An 18561-nucleotide genomic window follows, 5' to 3' on the forward strand; every position below is an offset into this window, starting at 1 on the left:
GCGTAGGGTTATCCAGATCCTAATGAAACGAAAAAAGGGAGTGTAGTTAAATTCTACGCTCCCTTTTTAATCCTTAGTCAGGCTATTTATTGTCAAATGTTTAGTCTGCAGGGTTAAATTTGAGGGAGCCATCCTCGTTCAGACTCAGGAAGGCATTAAAGACCTGTCCCTTTGGGCTCTTAAACCCTTTGATTACCGGTGTTTTTCCTTTTTCCACCAATGCCTTCAGCTGGGCTTTAGTGATGGTCTTGCCATAGGTTTTCATGGGGATTCTGAGGGTACAGCCTTGCCTGAAATTGGAGCAGCCATGGGCTTCTTTCCCCTGAATCACCTCCCCACCACACCTGGGGCAGGCCAAAGGCTTTTCAACTTTCAGTTCAAAGGCCAGCCGGAAGTGTTCTCCGAAGGTGATATGGCCATTCACTTTCTTGCCTTCCTTCTCAAAGCCTTTGATCAGTCCGGTATTGCCTTTTTCCAATAAGTTTAGCCATTGCTTTTCGGTGATCTTCTTGCCCAAAAACTGAAAGGGTAATACAAAGTCACAAGTTTTATTACGGACATTGGAACAGCCAAAGGCCGTATTGCCCTTCATCAATTGCCCTTGTTTGCATTTAGGGCATGGAATACCGGCTACGCCATCAGTTTTGCTGTTCGTTGCAGGTTTTGAAGTGCTGCTTTTTCCTTTTTGCTTCACTACCTCTGCGGCCATCTCTATAGGGCCACGGTGATCGTGCTTCACCTCATGTACAATGCCGTTGATCAGGTGGCGCATCTCATCCAAAAAGGTGGTAGTAGGGTAGTTGCCTTTTTCTATTTGCCGCAACTTGTATTCCCACTGGCCAGTCAGTTCTACAGATTTCAACAACTCATTCTGAATGGTATGGATCAGCTGTACTCCGGTGGTCGTGGGGACCAGGTTTTTGCGTTGCTTCTGAATGTATTTTCTTCTGAATAGCGTTTCGATAATGGCGGCCCGGGTGGAAGGTCGGCCGATGCCGTTCTCCTTCATGGCTGCCCGAAGTTCTTCTACATCAATATCATCACTGCCTTCTTCTGCCTCTTTTTCGCCTTTATGGTCTTCAATCAGCTTACCGGCGGTCTCCATTGCCCGGAGTAAAGTAGCCTCGGTGTATAGCTTCGGTGGCTTGGTTTCTTTCTGTTGAAGCTGCGGTTGATGCGGCCCCGATTCCCCAACGGTAAATGCCGGCATCAGCTGGTTTTCTTCCGGTCCTTTTTTGCCGTCTTCTTCCTCTACATGCTGATTGCTTTGTGCGTATACTTCTCTCCAGCCAGGGGAGAGAATCTGCTTGCCACTGGCTTTAAACTCTACCTTTTCAGCCATTCCTTTCACATTGGTCTTAGACACAATACAGTCCGGATAGAATACCGAGATGAAACGCAAGGCGATAATCTGGTAGACCATGGCTTCCTGCTGATTCATGCCTACGGCAGTCACATTTGTGGGAATGATGGCGTGGTGATCGGTCACCTTTTTGTCATCAAAGACTTTTTTAGATTTCCGGATCTTTTTGCCCATTAGCGGGGCGGTCAGTTGGGCATAAGCCTTCATGCTTCCCAGAATGCCCGGTACCTTGGGGTAGATGTCATTCGGCAGGAAGGAGGTGTCCACACGAGGGTAAGTCACAAACTTTTTCTCATAGAGGGATTGCACCAGTTTCAGGGTCTGGTCTGCAGAAAAGCCAAACTTCTTATTACATTCCACCTGTAGGGCGGTCAGGTCAAAAAGCCTCGGCGGGTGTTCTTTTCCTTCCTTTTTTTCAAAATCAGTGATCTGAAAAGGCCCTTGTTTGATGGCCTCCAATGCTGACTCTGCCTTCTCTTTCTGCAGGAATCTTCCCTTGGCGGCGGAAAACAAAACCTCCCGGTATTTGGTCTTCAATTCCCAATATGGTTCCGGCCTGAAGTTCTGAATCTCCTCAAAGCGATCCACAATCAGGGAAAGCGTTGGTGTTTGCACCCGACCGATGGACAATACCCCTTTGCCTCCCCCGTATTTCAGGGTATACAGGCGGGTGGCATTAATGCCCAGGATCCAGTCACCAATGGCACGGGCACTTCCTGCCGCATAAAGCAAATCAAAGTCCTTACCGTCCTTCAGATTCTGAAAGCCTTCGATGATGGCTTCACGCGTAAGGGAGGAAATCCACAGCCGTTTGATGGGCGCCTTGCATTCTGCTTTATGCAATACCCAACGCTGGATCAGCTCTCCCTCTTGGCCGGCATCACCACAGTTGATCACCTCCGTGGCGCCCTTTACCAATTTCTCAATGACTTTAAACTGCTTTCGCATGCCGGCATCCTTGATCAGCTTGATGCCGAACTTTTGTGGTAGAATGGGCAGCGTACTCAGTCCCCAGCTTTTGAGTCCTGCGGAATAATCATGCGGCTCCTTCAGGGTGCATAAGTGCCCGACGGTCCAGGTCACCTGATAGCCATTGCCCTGCATATAGCCATCATGCCTTTCTTTGGCGCCAATGATGGCCGCTATTTCCCGGGCCACCGAGGGTTTCTCCGCAATACATACTTTCATAAGCCGAGGATGGGGATTTAAGGTTTTACGATTTCTCCGTTTCTGACTACCGGTACAATATCGTACTGATTTGGCGTCAGCGCAAATTCAATGTCTTTCTGAATGTTCATTTTTGCCAGGCGCTTCGCATGGGAAGAGGCGGCCAGAAAACCCAAAAGGTCATGCTTCACCGAAAGGTATAGCACTTTCATGGCCAGGGAGGCGTCATCCGCAAATTCAAATTGTCCTTCTAATGCCTCGGCCAAAGCTCCTGCAAAAAGGCTGTCCTCCAGGTTGAATTTACCCTTCCAGCCAGCTGCCACGATCACCACATCTTTATCCTGAGCAGCCAGGTAGTTGGTCACTGCCTCCAGGTTGATAAATGCCCCGATGATAATTTCATCTGCATCTGCTGATTTGGTGATGGCTAAGGTCCCATTGGTAGTGGTGGCCGCTACCTTTTTACCGGTGGTGGCTGCCTCCATATAGGAATATGGACTGTTCCCCATATCGAAGCCATCCACTTTAGCGCCTCCTCTTTCGGCCGCTGCGATATATCCTTTTTCCTGTAAAACCTTACATTCCTCAAGATGGGCTACGGGGGTGATGCTTGGAATGCCCTTAGCTATACCGGTCACCATGCAGGTAGTAGCACGAAGTACGTCTACCACTACAGCAACCTTACCTTTCAGGTCATATAAATGAATCATCTCCGGAGAGAGACAGATATCAATTTTCTTCATTTTCCTCAATTTTTGAACATGCAATTTAAAGAAGCTGCACAAAATTAAAAAGGTTGATTCACATGAGTTGGAGCCTTTTTGCATGGATATTGATAGAAATTATCTTAGATATTTTTGATGGATATTTTGTTTGTATAAATTGAAATAAGTTAAAAAGCTAATGCTATGATGAAGAACTTAATACTACTTTCCCTTGGATTGCTCTTGTCCTTTTCCGTTCAGGCTCAGGTGACTGAGATCGCTGATCATGTGAAGTTAGAAACTAAAAATAACCAATCATATTTTGCTGTACCCGGTACGATTCGTATTACATCGGATAAGCAAAAGAAGAAGATGTTCTCTAAAAAAGGGGATAATTTCCAGGCGACGCGCATGGTGAAATTTCAGGATCATCAGGGTAAAATTATTAGTTTACCTGTAGGAAGCCTGACCGAGACTTCGGTGAGAAATTTGCACGTGGCTTATAATAATCAGGTGAACCGCCCACTGAATCCGGAGGAGCGAATGGAACTTTTCCGAAGAGCGAGGAATAAGGCCCGGGTGAAATATGTGATCGGTGGCGTGTTAGCGGGAGTTGGCGCAGTGGTGAGTGGTGGTACTGCTCCGGTGATTTTATTTGCTGCCGGTGGCGCCTTTGGGGCCTGGGGATTTGGTCAGGATTGGGCCGCGAGCCGATATCTGAATTACGAAAAGCATGAATTTAAGGCAGTGGATGATCTGCATGAAGATTTCTAAAGCATTGAAAAGCATAAAAAAGAGGCTGTCTCATCATTCGAGATAGCCTCTTTTTTTGTGCTTTTTGGGGACGTTTCCCCTTTTATTTCTTCAAAATTTTGAAGGTTTCGCTATTGCTGGCCGTAGTGATTTTTAGAAAGTAAAGCCCACTAGGGAGCGGTGAATATACCTTTAAGTCCAGTGATTCGGATGCATTACTCACTTCCCAGCGTTGTTCCAACCGGCCACCGCTATTCAGCAGGCTGATGTTTTTGATGGATTTTCGACTGAGGTTATGCACGTGAATGTCCGTAGTAAAGGGATTGGGATTGATTTGGAATAAAACTGCCCCCTTGTTACTACCAAGCGGATCGTCAGGATTTTCAGGTTCCTCTGGCTCCTCTGGTTTTTCATTGCTCCCACAGGCCTCTCCAGGCAATCCATAGCAGCCATTATTCTGTACGCCTTTGTAAATATCCCAGTCTACCCCTGGTACCCAGTTGTCACCATATTCATAGGCGCCGGCATCAGGTGCATTCCCGACAAATCCATCGGTATAGCCATCGATTTCTCTACCAAAGTCAATAGCGCGGCCATTGGACTTCAAGGTGAAGTCATTATTGAAATAATCAGTAAAAGAGGTATTGTCATTCAGATTATTTTGCTTGTCAGACTGAGGCTCCCAATTGTCTCCTGTAGGTTGGTTTCCGTCGGCATCTGAGGACCGCTGGTCCGATATATTGTTCCATACTTTAACGTTGGTGAATTCCGTACCCGGTTTATGCCAGGCCCCCATCGTTCCTTTATCTGCTTTCAGTAGGGTATTATTAAAGATGTCGATATCCGTTCCGTCCCAGTTAATCTGGATATTAGTCCAGCTGACATTCCAGACCACATTGCGGTAAACGCGGACATTGCCTGCATCATTGTCCATATATATGCCGGCTGCTTTATAGAGCTTTCCTCTGCTGGAGGCATCGTGAAACCAGTTGTGGTGGATGTCCATATTGAGATTGGCGCCAATGGTATACAGCAGGGCACAATCATCAGCAATTAAATTACTATAGGAAAAATCATTGTAGGCTACTTCCGAGCCTTTTGAAATAATCTGAAGGGCATCCCGACCTCCGCGGGTAACGGTATTGTTGAACACTTTGGCATTATTCTGACCGCGTACCATTAAGGGAGCATCATAGGATCCCAGCATGTTAAAATCATGAATGTAGCAGTTTTTAATCGTGGTGCCCGAACCGGAATCCCAGATTCCGGAACCATCACCGAAACCTACTTCACATTTTTCGATCAGGGTATTGGAGGAATTCCAGGCCACATTAATGGCATTTACTTTGGAATTGAAATCCGGGGTGATACCCCTGGTCATGGAGCCATACAAACTGGTAATGCCTTGTAATTGGTTGTTTTGTCCTTCGATTTCTATGCTTCCGCCAAAGACTGCCAGGTTTTTGACATGGATGTAATTTTTACCTTTGAGATCGATGGTTTTTTCTCTGCGGGCCATGGCTACGGCGCCATCTTCTGGCTGCGCTCCCCCCGGTAAAATGACATAAAGCGTTTTGGTGTTAGCATCAAAATACCACTCATTGTCATAGTCCAATGCCTCTTTGATGCCTTCCAGGAAGTAGTCGCCTAAATCTTTCGGAGGGTGTGCCGAGATGATCCAGCTTTGATTTTTGATGGCATCAAAGTTAATTCTGCCAGCAGACTGGCTTTTGATCCAGGCGCGCCAGGTGGTCCATCCGGACCCCGGGCGGTCACCGTAAAACATGACCGAGCCGCCATTCGACCAGTCCCAATTAGGAATTTCGGAATGTAAGAGATAGGCGTCAACCATAACGTCCTCACCGCTTCCGCCTTCATTGCGAAGGGAGTTTAGGGTGAATCGATCTCCATCCGTATTATTGGGCCAGCGGGCTAAATCCAGCACCTGATCTCCATTCATGACAAAATTTCGCTGCCCTAAATCCCAATCGGTTTGGGTTTTGTAGATATTGCCGCCGTCGCTGCTCCAGCCTTCCAGTGCCTGCATGGCGGAAATAATTACTTTTTGGCCGTCGATGGCCTGATAGATGATGGGGTTGCCGGCTGTTCCGGATTGCTGAGGGCTAAGACATTCTTCATACGTGCCTTCACCAATATAAACAATATCACCAGGCTGGGCAGTTTCTGAGGCTTTCTTTAGCGTCAGATATGGAGCCGACTCTGAACCGTCGTTAGTGTCTTGTCCGTCTTTAGTGACATAGATGTCCCGGGCATAGTTTAAGTGGGGTGTTATTAACAGGAGTGCCAGTAGGGCGAAAAGTGTAGCCTGCCTGAAAACGTCTTTTGTATTCATGATCAATAGGGTTGATGAAATAATGTATTGTCTAATTTTCAGTAGGGAAGTTAGCCCTGATGGCTGAGACTATCAGGAATATTCGAAAGGCTTTCAGGGGGTTGTTTTTTGAATTTTTGTTAAAAAAAATATCTTCAGAGGGGGGATTAACCCGGATTATTCATGCTCACTAACTCTAGCGGTGAATAATTCGGGATAATTTTTTGATTCCCTCACTTACTTGCTGGTAATGAGTGAGGTTGCGAGAGAAATTTTTTATGATTTACGACTTCAGCAGGGCCAGTGGCCCGCAGGGGCAGGGATGAAGTGGGGTTGTTTAAACCACAGGTGGCCGGTAGGCCATATGGGGTGAGCCACGCCAGCCCGGTGTTGCCGCTTGCGGTAACAGCCCCCAAAAAAACGAAAACAAGGCTTACGGAAGGGCAATAAAAAAGCCACCGTGTATCAGTGGCCATTCGTTTATTCTTCTTCCAAAATATAGAAATCGATATATTCGCTGTTTTCCTTACCGAACTCATCTCTGGCGTATAGTCCGAAATGGTATTTGCCGGATTTGATCCCCGTGGAGGGAACCTCAGTAACAGTGGTGTTCAGGTCAATTTCCATGGGTTGGTCCGTGAGGAGAATGGTTTTGGTGAATTCCCAGGCCACCTCACTTGATTTGCCTCTATGATTATGGTCATTACCATCGTCAATATGGATTTCAAAGCGATATTCGGTCAGTGGGGTGTCGCCTTTGATCATGGCGGACAGGGGGAGTGCTTCACCGGATTGAACAGCAAAAAATTGTTCATCTTCAACGGTAATGGTCTCTGTGCCCAGGCTATTGATGCTGATTTGCGGGCCGGACTGGCTTTCCTCTGTATTGCAGGCAAAGAGGGAGAGCAGGGGCAATAAAAACAGTAAAGTGAATTTTTTCATATATGTGTGTTTTGGGTAAATTAAACCCGAATTATTCACCGCTAAATTTATAATCCAAGCACAAGTAACTTAATTTCAGTCTTTAAAACTGATTTTCTTTGAATTATAATAGCCCAAATTTGGGCAATCTTGCATTCTCCTCATTCATCTGTTTCGTTGGGAAAAACTCGAAATAGGAAAAATTCCTTCATTTTTTCCGCCTTACAGCCAAACGAGGATTGAAGCATGAACAATCCGGGTTAATCATTTCACTTTGTATGCGCTAAAATTGTTCCAAAACAAAAAAGGCTCCCAAATTGGAAGCCTTTTCTTATGGATATATCCGTATTTTAGTGTTCGTGGTCATGATGCTCGATCAAAAGATCTTGTCTGGCTACAGTCTCGTTACCAAATTCATCAATAGCGAAAACTGCAAAGTGGTATTTGCCTTCTTTAATATGGTTGCCCTCAATTTCGTCTGGAACCATTACAATGTTTTCATCAATTTTGATTTCGTAAACATCACCTTCCAACTCTTCTATCTTATTCCAACTCCATTCTACATCCGTGCTTGAAGTACGGTGATCATGATCATCGCCTGCGAAGTGGATATCGAATTTGTAAGAAGCGATTTTGTTTTTACCTGTAATGTCTGCGTTTAAATAAAGCTCTTCTCCAGGCTCGACTAATGCCATTTCTTCTCCGTCATGCTCTTCCGTTTCATCCGCTAACTGGTTAATCGTAACTTCTGGAGCAACCGTGTTGTCATTGTTGTCGTCGCTGGAACATGATGAAAAGAACGTGCCCAATACGAAAGCAAATAATAACTTCTTCATTTTGATATATTGTGTTTTTGATTTCCTTTATGCAAACATATTGCAATTATTAATGAGAGTCAAATTTTATGCAATTAAGTTGCATGAATAATTAGAAATTTAATTTCACCGTAATACTGACATTGCGCCCCTGCTCGGGTAGGTTCAGTAATCTGTACCTGCTTAAATGGTTGTAATAGGCGACATTGGTCAGATTATCTATCCTGAAAATTACGTTTAACTGCGTTTTGGGGTAGCAAACTTTCAGGCCGGCCTGTACATTAAATAAATGATAGCCGGGAGTCGTTAGTTCGTTCCGGTCCACGCGATTCTGAGCTGCTGTGGCCCGGTAACCAGCTCCGACATAAATGTCTTCCACATGCAGGACATGGCCGAAATGATAAATAGACTCCAGGTAATTGCTTACCGGAGGAGTAAAGGGAAGTGGTAAATTTGTATCCAGGTTGATGTTGTACAGGTATTCAAAAGCATTGGTGAATTCCCAGTTGTCGGTCGGGCGAAAGGTGGCAGCAAACTCAAATCCGGTGTGGATGGCTTCCGCCTCCCGGTATTGATATATCTGACCTGCATCCGGAAGAGGAGAAAATATTCCGCTTGGGGCCAGGTAGATATAATTCGAGAAATAGTTGAAATAGGGGTTGAATTCCAGTTTCCATGCATAATTTTCCCAGGCAACAGACCAATCTATTTGGATTCCCTGCTCCGCTTTAAGGTTAGCATCACCTTGTTCATGTCGGAAAGTGCCATGATGTACGCCGTTCATGGTTAATTCTGCCACCGTCGGCATGCGGAAGGTTTTACCGATATTGAATTTAGTGGACCAATTTTGATCATGGTTATAAGCAAAACCAATGGCGCCGGACCAGTTGGCTTCGGTACGGTTGATTTCCGGGCTTCGGTTTATCCAATAGCCGGAGCGGCTTCCGGGTTCAAAGCGGGAGCTGTCATTGAATTGTTCGATATCGTAATGATAGAAGTCGAGACGGGCGCCGCCGTTCAGCGTCCATTTTTCATTCAGTGTTTTTTGTACGAAACCGGTAAAATAAGCGCTTTGGGTTTGGTAATTGGGCAGCAGGAATTCAAATCCGTCGAAGTGGTGATGTTGGAATTGCCCACCAGCTCCCAGATTGATTTCCCAATCTTCAACAGAGGTTAATTTATATAAAATATCGGCGGTATAGGTCTGTAAGTAGAGGCCATGAGCTACATTTCCGGGTTCCCGGTATTCCGGGTAGTCTGCCGGGTGGGCGTTGGGGTTGGATTGTTCCTGTCTTTGGTTGTATTGCGCTCCCAGAGTAATTTTTAACCAATCCTCTCCAATTTTGAGATCCGTATTTAAGATGGCCTTGCTATGTTGGTTCACTTGTCTGGGGATATCCGGATTTCGGCTGGAGGTAGGGAAATTATCCAGCCAACCGAAGGTAGGCGTACCTACCGCTCCGGGGAATAAGCCCACCGTTTGTTGATAGTCAGATACATTCAGGTTAATGCGTCCCCATTTTTGCGCCGTTCCCAGATTTAATCCAAGGGACTGGTCGTAACCTCCTGTGTTGACCAAAGTGTTTTCTTTCAGCGGGAAAACGAAATCCAGGTATTTGAAATCGTCGGCAGGTACCCGGTAATTATTGAAGGAATTATAAGAACCCTCTAAAATGAAATAGTGGCCATGGTGATTTCCTTTTAACTGCATGCCGCCGCCAATGGCCTGATTGTTGGACTGATAATTGGTGATGGCTTGTCCGCTGATTTCATTTAGGGTAGGAACGGTCGGTTCATCAATTTTAATCACTCCACCGATTCCATCGGAACCATATAGCAAACTAGCAGGTCCTTTGATGATTTCCACCTTATTGGTATTGAAGTTGTCTACGGGCAGGCCATGGTCATTTCCCCATTGTTGGCTTTCCTGTTTTACTCCTCCATCGTTGACTACCACACGGTTGCCGAACATACCCCGGATGACAGGTTTGCTAATGCCGACTCCCGTGGAAATCGCATTAATGCCGGCTTTGTTGGTAAGGGCATCTACAAAGGTGGCGCCCCTGTTTTTGTCAAAATAATCCTGATCGATCAGTTCTACGGACTGACTCTGTTTTTTAAATCTTTCTCCCTCCTCAGATTTTATAATTACCTGATCCAATTGCCGGATTTCCGGTTCCATCAGAAAATTGAACCTTTTAATGTTTTTGTGAATGATTAAATCTTTGGAGATATGCATATATCCCAGGTACTGGGCATTTACGGTATAGTGTCCGTCTTTTATCTGCGGGAAAAAGAAATTTCCATCTTCGTCGGTAAGGGTATTGATCTTGCCATTATCAAGAAAAATGGCGACTCCCATCAGTGGCTCTTTGGTATCATGATCCAAAACACGTCCGGAAAGGGAATGGGATTGTGCCCAGGTGGCTATGTGAAGAAGGAAAAAGAAGAAAAAGGGAACTATTCTCATTATGTGTTGCAATTGAGTTGCAAATTTGATGAAAACAATTCCCTTTTAAAAGTACTCGAATGAATTATTTAGAGTTTAAACGATTCTTGGATTTTTTTCACATTTAAGCCAATTCCATCATGGGTACTTCAATTAATAATAATTTGGAATTTTCTAAGGATTTAATTTCAAACTGACCGGTCTCCGAAATTCCTACCGCGTCTCTTTTTCCCAGCTTTTGACCATTTATTTCAATGCTTCCATCAATAACAAAAAGGTATCCGCCCTGCTCCGGATTTCGGAATTCGTAATTCAAGTTTTTGCCTTTTTCCAGATTACTGATGTTGAAATAGGCCTTTTGGTTGATCCAAAGTGCACCTTCTCCATCGGGACTTACCACCGTCTGCCATTGGTTATGACGCCCCTCCTGGTCGAAGATCTTTTGATCGTAGCGCGGTTCAATATTTCGCTTTTCCGGAAATACCCAAATTTGGAGCAAATTGGTGTGTTGATCATGATTGGGGTTAAACTCAGAATGGTAAATACCCGAGCCGGCCGACATGATTTGTACTTCTCCTTCCCGAATGATTTCCTCATTCCCGGTGCTATCCTTATGTTTTAATTCTCCCTCCAGGGGAATGGTGACGATCTCCATATTGTCATGAGGGTGCGTACCAAAGCCCATTCCGGGTGAAATAATGTCGTCATTCAATACTCTCAAAGCTCCGAAGTGCACTTTTTCAGGATCATACCATTGGGCGAAACTGAAACTGTGGTGAGCGTCTAACCAACCATGATTAGCATGTCCTCTTTCTGTGGCTTTGTGAAATACGGTTTTCATTATGATTTCCTTTCTTGATTATGATTTGTTATTTATGACGCTAAACAATTATTGTTGTTACAACAATTTTAGAAAAAAGAATTCCAAAGCACAATTTTCTTGGAATTATTCGCTGAAATCTTGGAAAAGGAGGTGAATAAAAAAGCAGTCCGAAGACTGCTTGCTGTTATTTTGTGCTGGCCATTAATTTGGGAATGTCCCGGATAAGGCGATCGACCTGATCGGCTTTGGTGCCGTCATATAGTCCGCGAATGTGGCCTTTTTGATCAACAAGAATAAAGGCTCCGCTGTGGATGAATCCTCCGGGAGCTTCGGGATCTTCCAGGGCGCTGACCATATAGCTTTCTTGTCCAATGCGGTAAATTTCTGACTTTTCTCCGGTGACAAAGTTCCATTTCGGAGCTTCCACGCCCAGTTGGCCGGCGAATTTGTGAAGTAAGGCCACGTTATCATGTTCCGGGTCAATGGTGTGAGAAAGAATTTTTACCTGTGCTTCGTCTTTGAATTCCTCATAAACCCGCACCATTTGGGTTTTCATGATCGGGCAAATAGTCGGGCAGGTGGTAAAGAAAAAGTCGGCTACATAGATTTTGCCTTCAAAGTCTTTATTGGTGAGTAGTACGGAGTCTTGATTATAAAAAGCGAAATCACCGATTTTATGGTAAAGGGTATCAGTTTGGCTTTGGCCGTCCACGATATTCTCCACGGTGGTTCTCGGTCCTAAAATGGGTAATTCTTTTTTAGCGCTTTCACAGGAAAAGAGTGTGAAAGCCAAAATGCCAATAAAAATGAAGTGGAATACAGATGGTTTGTTCATGGGTTATGATATTGTTTTAACGGGATTATCTTTAGTGTTTTGAATGGAAACAGCATAGCCAATTTTGATTTCTCCTTCCTCTATCGGGTATAGGTTTTCCCCAAAAATGGCGTTGTTTTTCCAGTTTCTGAGTTTAGAAAGGGTTTTCAGCGGTTCCTTTCCGGTAGGTTCACCCGTTTTTGGATTGAGCGTGGTAACCTTGCAGCGGCCACAAGGCTTAACGCCCTTGAAGGTAATGCCATTGATCTGAATTGTCTCCCAGCTGTTTTCAGCCCAGGCTTCCGCTCCGGAAATCACCAGGTTAGGGCGGAATCTTTCCATTTCCAGGGCGGTATTGCTTTTATCGGAAAGATCTTTTAGGGAGGCTTCATTAGATAGGAGTATGGGGAAGCCATCGGCAAATGAAACAGCTACTTCGTCTTCTCCTGTGTATTTTTCCGGAGCGATCCGGTTTCGGTCCGGGCTTAATTGCACCAGCGCACAATTTATTCCCAGCTTTTTAGTAAACCATTGGTTACATTCCTCATTGACTTCCTGCGCCTCAAAAGTATTCTCCCAAACGGTGACCTGCCTTGGAGCACCTTCCGCCTGCAGAGGAATAAAAAGTTTCTCTCCGCCAATGCGGTGGGCAACCTGAAGGCCCTGCGGTGTGATTTCAGGTTGAAGTTGTGCCATTTTTCCCATTGTTCTTTGGCTGAGGAATTTCCCGTTTTCATCCACCAGCATCCACCGGCGGTCAAACTGCAAACCTTCTTCTTCCACCTTACTTTTGTTAAGGCTAATACCTGCTAAGGATTTGATGGGGTAAATATAAATGCCGGTAAGAATAATGGCCATAAGGAAAAATTCAGGATTTTCAGATCTATTTTTTCAGTGCACGTAATATCACTAAATTGAATTCAAAATTCGTTTATTCTAATAAAAAACTAAAGTCATGGACCAAAAAAGCCAAGAATTTCTATATAAATATCTGAATGCCAATGCGCCTACCGGATTTGAGGCGGAGGGACAGCAGATTTGGCTGGATTATGTGAGGCCGTATATTGATGAATATTTTGTAGATAATTACGGAACGGTTGTCGGGGTGGTGAATCCAAAGGCAGATTATAAGGTGGTGATTGAAGCGCATGCTGATGAAATCGCCTGGTATGTAAATTATATTGATGATAAGGGTTATTTATATGTGGTGCGCAACGGTGGCTCCGATTTCGAGATAGCGCCTTCCATGCGGGTCAAAATTCATGGCGAAAAGGGTGTGGTCAATGGTGTTTTTGGTTGGCCGGCGATTCATGTTCGTGGAGGCAAGGAAGGGCCGAAACCTAATGCGGAGAAATTGACCATTGACGTGGGGGCACATTCGAAAGAAGAAGTAGAGGCTTTAGGTATTTATGTGGGAACGGTGATCACTTTCGATCAGGATCTGATGGAATTGAATGATCGTTACTTATGCGGACGCGCATTGGATAACCGTATTGGAGGTTTTATGATTGCCGAGGTGGCAAGGAGACTGAAAGAAGGTGGAGATCAATTACCTTTCGGCCTTTATATCGTGAATGCCGTACAGGAAGAGGTGGGATTGAATGGAGCGAAAATGGTGACGGAATCCATCAAACCGAATGTAGCCATTGTGACCGATGTTTGTCATGATACCCAATCTCCGCTTTATAGTAAAGTTAAGGAAGGCGACTTCACTGCCGGTAAAGGTCCTGTTTTGACCATTGCCCCTGCGGTACATAATAAACTGTTGAAGATTTTGATGGATACGGCCAAGGAAAAGGAAATCCCTTTCCAGCGCGCGGCTTCTTCCCGATTTACCGGAACAGATACCGATGCCTTTGCTTTCAGTAATGGTGGGGTGGTTTCAGCTTTGATTTCCCTGCCCTTGAAATATATGCACACCACCGTAGAGATGACCCATAAAGAGGATGTGGAGCATGTGATTCAGTTGATGCTGGAATCTTTGAAAAAGATTGAGGATCAGCAGGATTTCAGATATTTTAAATAGAAGGCGTTCATCCTTTTTTGGGAGAGGAAATTTTCGATTTCTCAAATTAAACTTACCTTGCGACTGAAATTTGGTTGCAAGGTATTTTTATTTTTGGAGAGTTGTAACGAAAAGGCAAAAAAATACGTGCAACTAAAATATAGTTACCTTGAGTAAAATTGAGAAATTAATAGAGAAATTAAATGCGTCTCCTAAGGATTTTACCTACGATGAATTAACAAAGGTATTGAACCATTTGGGCTATGAAGAATATAAAAAAGGGAAAACGGCGGGCTCAAGGCGGGCTTTTGTGAACCCGGACAGCGGGCATATTATTCGTTTGCATAAGCCCCATCCCCTGAATATTCTGAAACCCTATCAGGTTAGGGATGTAGTGAAATCGTTAAGGGAGAAATATTTGATTTAGGAATTTTGATGGTAGAGCAAGGTGATGAATGAAGGGGAAATGAAATAAATTGTAGAGTTATGGGTGTTTTAAAGTATAAAGATTACGTCGCAGAGTTGGAATACAGTGCGGAGAGCAATGTATTTCATGGTAAAATATTCGGGATAAAAGATGTCGTGACCTTTGAGGGAGAGAGCGTAGAGGAATTGAAGGAGGCTTTTGCGGAAGCAGTGGAGGATTATCTGGAGATTTGCAGGGATTTGGGCAAGGAGCCGGAAAAGGCATATAAAGGGTCTTTTAATGTACGGGTCAAGCCGGAAACCCACCGGGCAGCGGCCTATCATGCCACCGAGCGGGGGCAAAGTTTGAACCAATATGTGGAGGATGCCATTGAAAGCTTTATTGTTCGAGAGCCCGGAGCGATCTACGGTAAACCTTCAGATGGGGATAAAAAAAAATCGGCCGAATAATATCTTCGGCCGATTTTTTTATGCTTGTTCTGTCACTTTTTTCAGATCCTCCCAAAAGTGTGGGTAGGATTTTTTTACCACTTCTTTTTCCTCAATCTGAAGATCCATCAGCAGGCTGAGTGGCGCAAAGGCCATGGCCATGCGGTGATCTTCATAAGTGTTGATCAGTGGATTGTGATCCGTCGGGAAGCCTTCAGGATTCGGGCTGATGGTAAATTCATAAGGATCATTTACCGGCTCGATGGTCACGCCGAATTTGGCCAATTGCTCTTGTAGCGCCAGGGTACGGTCGGTCTCTTTGATGCGCAGGGACTGAACGCCCTTGAAATGCGCATTGACCCCTAAAGCGCCACAAACCACCGCCACAGTTTGTGCTAAATCCGGGCATTTATTAAAATCAAAAACCACGGCTTCCTGCGTTACTTTTCCGGAATTCCAAATGCGCAATCCACCTTCATCGAATTTCGCTTCAACGCCTAGGGGTTGCATTAAGTCGATAATGGCTTTGTCTCCCTGCGTAGAATCTGATCTCAGACCGTTCAGGAATAATTCAGAGTCCTTTTGCAAGGCCACGGCAGAGAACCAATAGCTGGCACCTGACCAGTCCGACTCTACCGCAAATTGATCTGTGTGATACGTCTGTGGTGCAATTCTGAAAGTACGCTCGTCGGCTTCTTCCACGCTCACGCCGAATTTCGCCATCAGGTCAATGGTCATTTCGATATAAGGACGACTATTGATATCGCCGGTCAATCGAAGTTCCAATCCTTTTGGGAGCATAGGAGCACACATCAGAATGGCCGAAATGTACTGAGAAGAAGTGTCTCCTCGCATTTCAATCACCTCTGACTGCTGAGCCTGAAAGCCCTTGATTTTCATTGGCGGGTAGCCTTCCTGATTCAGGTATTCAATTTCTGCTCCCAAACTGCGGAGTGCATCTACCAAAATGCCAATCGGGCGCTCCTGCATGCGCTCGGTGCCAGTCATGGTTTTCTCCCGATTGGTCAGGGCGGCATAGGCTGTCAGAAAGCGCATGGTGGTACCGGCGTCTAAAACATCCCATACCGGGCCATCCTCTTCCAATAAGCGAATCATGGTTTGCGAGTCGCGGGCCTGAGAAATATTGTCAATTTTGGCTGGTGATGGCGCCAGTGCATTAATCACCAGTGCTCGGTTACACTCACTTTTTGAAGCCTCCATGGGAACGATGCCACCTTTAAGGAGACGGCTTTTCTTTAATTGTAGCATTGTTAAAGGCTTTGGTAGTATTGTAGTGCTGCTTTTACTTCAGCTAAAGTTATTTCAATGTCAAAGGCACAATCCCCAACTTGGTGCAGTAGAGAAGCCTTAATTTTTCCGGTATCGTTCTTCTTATCCTGCAGGCAGTGCAGGGCTATTTCCTCCAGGTTTTCCTGACTCAGGTCCACTTTTCCATAAATGGATAAAAGGTAATCCTGAATCTCTTTTAATTCACTTTCCTGAATTTCACCCTTTGTAATGGATAGCCAGCTTTCGGCAATCATTCCGATGGCAATGGCTTCTCCGTGCAGCAAACGCCCATTTTCATGATTCAGGAAATGACTTTCCACCGCATGACCAATAGTATGTCCGAAGTTGAGGATTTTACGAAGTCCTTTCTCGGTAGGGTCTTCGGTAACGACTTTATATTTTACCCGAACGGAATGATCAATATGAGCCGGCCAGTCCTGACCTTGCAGTTGTCGTTGCGTAATGACTTTCCAATAGTCCGCATCCTGAATCAGGCAGTGCTTGATGATTTCCGCATAGCCGGAACGCAGCTCCTCCTGCGGCAGGCTGTGAATGAATTCGGGATAAACGATGACCGTTTCCGGTTCCTTGAAAATGCCGATGTGGTTTTTATAGGGACCGAAATCTATCCCCAATTTGCCGCCAACGCTGGCATCTACCTGTGAAAGCAAGGTAGTGGGGAGGTTCAAAAAACGGATGCCTCGCTTATAAGTGGCGGCGCAAAATCCGCCCATATCGCCGATTACTCCTCCTCCTAAATTGATGAGCAAGGCTTTGCGGTCAAAAGCAGCATCTGTCATGGCTTGCCAGATTTGTTGACAAGTGCCTAAATGCTTGTTTTCTTCTCCGCTTTGGATCTGAATGGTCAGGATGTTTTCCGGTAGAAATGACTTAACGATTGGCAGGCAATGTGCCGCAGTATTTTCATCCACCAATATCGCCAATTGGCTATAGGTGGTTTCGTTAAGAAAATGCTGAAGGCTTTGGCCAATATTGGTGGTAATGTCGATGGTCTTGGGAAGCATATCGATAAATTATACCATAAAAAAAATGGGTACAGGAAGAACCCGTACCCTTAAATTTTATATAGAAAAGGTGGTTCTGATTAAGCCTTTTCTTCCGTTTCGTTCATGATCAAAGTCTGACGACGAATAGCTGCATCATGAATCAAAGAGAATACATTCTCCATAAACTCATCATTTAAATGCAACTCTTCTGCCCACTCACCACGAGCTTTCATCATTTCTTTATAGCGGTTGATCTGGAAGACCGTTACCTTATTGTCTTTTTTGTACTCGCCAATCTCATCAACGATTTTCATGCGATCCGCCAAAGTTTCAAAGATTTCACGATCCAATTCATCAATCTTTTCGCGAAGCTCTGCCAGGTGCGTCTGGAACTCCGGATTGTCAGATTTGGTATGGCGTAAAACCAATGCTTCCAAGATCTCTTTCAAATGCGTTGGGGTTACCTGCTGAGCGGCATCAGACCAGGCATTTTCAGGATCAATGTGCGATTCGATGATCAATCCGTCAAATACCAAATCCATGGCTTTCTGAGATAACTCCTGGATCATATCACGTTTACCGGCGATGTGTGACGGGTCACAAATCATCGGCATTTCCGGATATTTTCTTTTCAATTCCAATGCCATTTGCCACTGAGGCAGGTTACGGAATTTAGTCTTTTTGGAAGTGGAGAATCCACGGTGAATGGCTCCCAGCTTCGTGATTCCAGCCTGGTTCAAACGCTCCATTGCGCCGATCCAAAGTGCTAAATCAGGATTTAATGGATTTTTTACCAATACCGGTACATCATGGCCTTTAAGTGCGTCGGCAATTTCCTGTACGGTAAATGGGTTTACTGTGGAACGTGCGCCAATCCACAGAATGTCAATTCCATATTTTAAAGCTAATTCAACGTGCTGTGCATTTGCGACTTCAATCGCAAATTTTACGTCTAGCTCTTTTTTAATTTTCTGAATCCATTTCAAGGCATCTTCTCCGATACCTTCGAAAGTGCCCGGACGTGTACGGGGCTTCCAAACTCCGGCACGAATTACGTTTATGCCGTTCTCTTTTAGCTCTTTAGCAGTTTTGAATAACTGTTCCTCCGTCTCTGCGGAACACGGCCCAGCGATAATGAATGGCTGGTCGCTTCCATCTGTCCAAGCGCTAAGTTGTTCGATTTGCATGGTGCGTTGCTCTTTTAAAAATGAAAAAAACTGACTATATTCGGCAGTTTTTCGACAATGTAGTGTATTATTATTA

General features: G+C 44.9%; 16 protein-coding genes. 4 read left to right on the forward strand and 12 right to left on the reverse strand.

Going from position 1 to position 18561, the window contains the following annotated elements:
* Positions 1-100 precede the first annotated feature (100 nt).
* Both AAA970_RS04090 and AAA970_RS04095 read right to left on the reverse strand, forming a co-directional pair.
* Positions 101-2551, reverse strand: a complete 2451-nt coding sequence (locus AAA970_RS04090) for a type IA DNA topoisomerase (RefSeq protein ID WP_338236062.1) — start codon at positions 2549-2551, stop codon at positions 101-103.
* Between the two features lie 17 nt (positions 2552-2568).
* Positions 2569-3273, reverse strand: coding sequence for a 2-phosphosulfolactate phosphatase (locus tag AAA970_RS04095; RefSeq protein WP_053406860.1), 705 nt, complete (start codon positions 3271-3273; stop codon positions 2569-2571).
* Between the two features lie 165 nt (positions 3274-3438).
* Between AAA970_RS04095 and AAA970_RS04100 the strand changes: the two genes are divergently transcribed.
* Positions 3439-4008, forward strand: coding sequence for a hypothetical protein (locus AAA970_RS04100; RefSeq protein ID WP_338236063.1), 570 nt, complete (start codon positions 3439-3441; stop codon positions 4006-4008).
* A gap of 82 nt (positions 4009-4090) precedes the next feature.
* Here the strand turns inward: AAA970_RS04100 and AAA970_RS04105 are convergent, their stop codons facing one another.
* The 7 genes from AAA970_RS04105 to AAA970_RS04135 all read right to left on the reverse strand — a co-directional run bounded on the left by AAA970_RS04105 (position 4091) and on the right by AAA970_RS04135 (position 12999).
* The gene (locus tag AAA970_RS04105) at positions 4091-6340 is read right to left on the reverse strand and encodes a right-handed parallel beta-helix repeat-containing protein (protein ID WP_338236064.1); all 2250 of its coding nucleotides are present in this window, start codon (positions 6338-6340) and stop codon (positions 4091-4093) included.
* A 459-nt stretch (positions 6341-6799) separates the two neighbouring features.
* Positions 6800-7261, reverse strand: coding sequence for a DUF4625 domain-containing protein (locus AAA970_RS04110; RefSeq protein ID WP_338236065.1), 462 nt, complete (start codon positions 7259-7261; stop codon positions 6800-6802).
* 329 nt (positions 7262-7590) lie between these two features.
* Positions 7591-8076, reverse strand: coding sequence for a DUF4625 domain-containing protein (locus AAA970_RS04115; RefSeq protein WP_338236066.1), 486 nt, complete (start codon positions 8074-8076; stop codon positions 7591-7593).
* Positions 8077-8167: 91 nt separating this feature from the next.
* Positions 8168-10525: a TonB-dependent receptor gene (locus AAA970_RS04120; RefSeq protein WP_338236067.1), complete on the reverse strand. Its 2358-nt coding sequence runs from the start codon at positions 10523-10525 to the stop codon at positions 8168-8170.
* Between the two features lie 103 nt (positions 10526-10628).
* A complete protein-coding gene (locus tag AAA970_RS04125; RefSeq protein ID WP_338236068.1) occupies positions 10629-11345 on the reverse strand; it encodes a pirin family protein in 717 nt (238 codons plus the stop codon).
* 166 nt (positions 11346-11511) lie between these two features.
* Positions 11512-12162, reverse strand: a complete 651-nt coding sequence (locus AAA970_RS04130; protein WP_338236069.1) for an SCO family protein — start codon at positions 12160-12162, stop codon at positions 11512-11514.
* Between the two features lie 3 nt (positions 12163-12165).
* Positions 12166-12999 carry an MOSC domain-containing protein gene (locus AAA970_RS04135; protein ID WP_338236070.1) on the reverse strand — a complete coding sequence of 278 codons (834 nt, stop codon included), beginning with the start codon at positions 12997-12999 and terminating at the stop codon, positions 12166-12168.
* Positions 13000-13096: 97 nt separating this feature from the next.
* Here AAA970_RS04135 and AAA970_RS04140 point away from each other — a divergent pair, with 97 nt between their 5' ends.
* The 3 genes from AAA970_RS04140 (at position 13097) to AAA970_RS04150 (ending at position 15022) form a co-directional block, all read left to right on the forward strand.
* The gene (locus tag AAA970_RS04140) at positions 13097-14167 is read left to right on the forward strand and encodes a M42 family metallopeptidase (RefSeq protein WP_053404131.1); all 1071 of its coding nucleotides are present in this window, start codon (positions 13097-13099) and stop codon (positions 14165-14167) included.
* A 148-nt stretch (positions 14168-14315) separates the two neighbouring features.
* A complete protein-coding gene (locus tag AAA970_RS04145) occupies positions 14316-14573 on the forward strand; it encodes a type II toxin-antitoxin system HicA family toxin (RefSeq protein ID WP_053404132.1) in 258 nt (85 codons plus the stop codon).
* 59 nt (positions 14574-14632) lie between these two features.
* On the forward strand, positions 14633-15022 hold the full coding sequence (locus AAA970_RS04150) for a type II toxin-antitoxin system HicB family antitoxin (protein ID WP_338236071.1): 390 nt from the start codon (positions 14633-14635) through the stop codon (positions 15020-15022).
* Between the two features lie 18 nt (positions 15023-15040).
* Here AAA970_RS04150 and aroA read toward each other — a convergent pair whose 3' ends face one another.
* The 3 genes from aroA to AAA970_RS04165 form a co-directional block, all read right to left on the reverse strand.
* Positions 15041-16270 carry a 3-phosphoshikimate 1-carboxyvinyltransferase gene (gene aroA / locus AAA970_RS04155; protein WP_338236072.1) on the reverse strand — a complete coding sequence of 410 codons (1230 nt, stop codon included), beginning with the start codon at positions 16268-16270 and terminating at the stop codon, positions 15041-15043.
* A 2-nt stretch (positions 16271-16272) separates the two neighbouring features.
* Positions 16273-17316 carry a 3-dehydroquinate synthase gene (gene aroB, locus AAA970_RS04160; RefSeq protein ID WP_338236073.1) on the reverse strand — a complete coding sequence of 348 codons (1044 nt, stop codon included), beginning with the start codon at positions 17314-17316 and terminating at the stop codon, positions 16273-16275.
* A gap of 80 nt (positions 17317-17396) precedes the next feature.
* Complete coding sequence (locus tag AAA970_RS04165; protein WP_060685670.1) at positions 17397-18485, reverse strand: chorismate mutase; 1089 nt, start codon at positions 18483-18485, stop codon at positions 17397-17399.
* Positions 18486-18561: the final 76 nt, after the last annotated feature.

This window comes from Persicobacter diffluens, from assembly GCF_036244895.1.
Taxonomy (GTDB): Bacteria; Bacteroidota; Bacteroidia; order Cytophagales; family Cyclobacteriaceae; genus Persicobacter; species Persicobacter diffluens.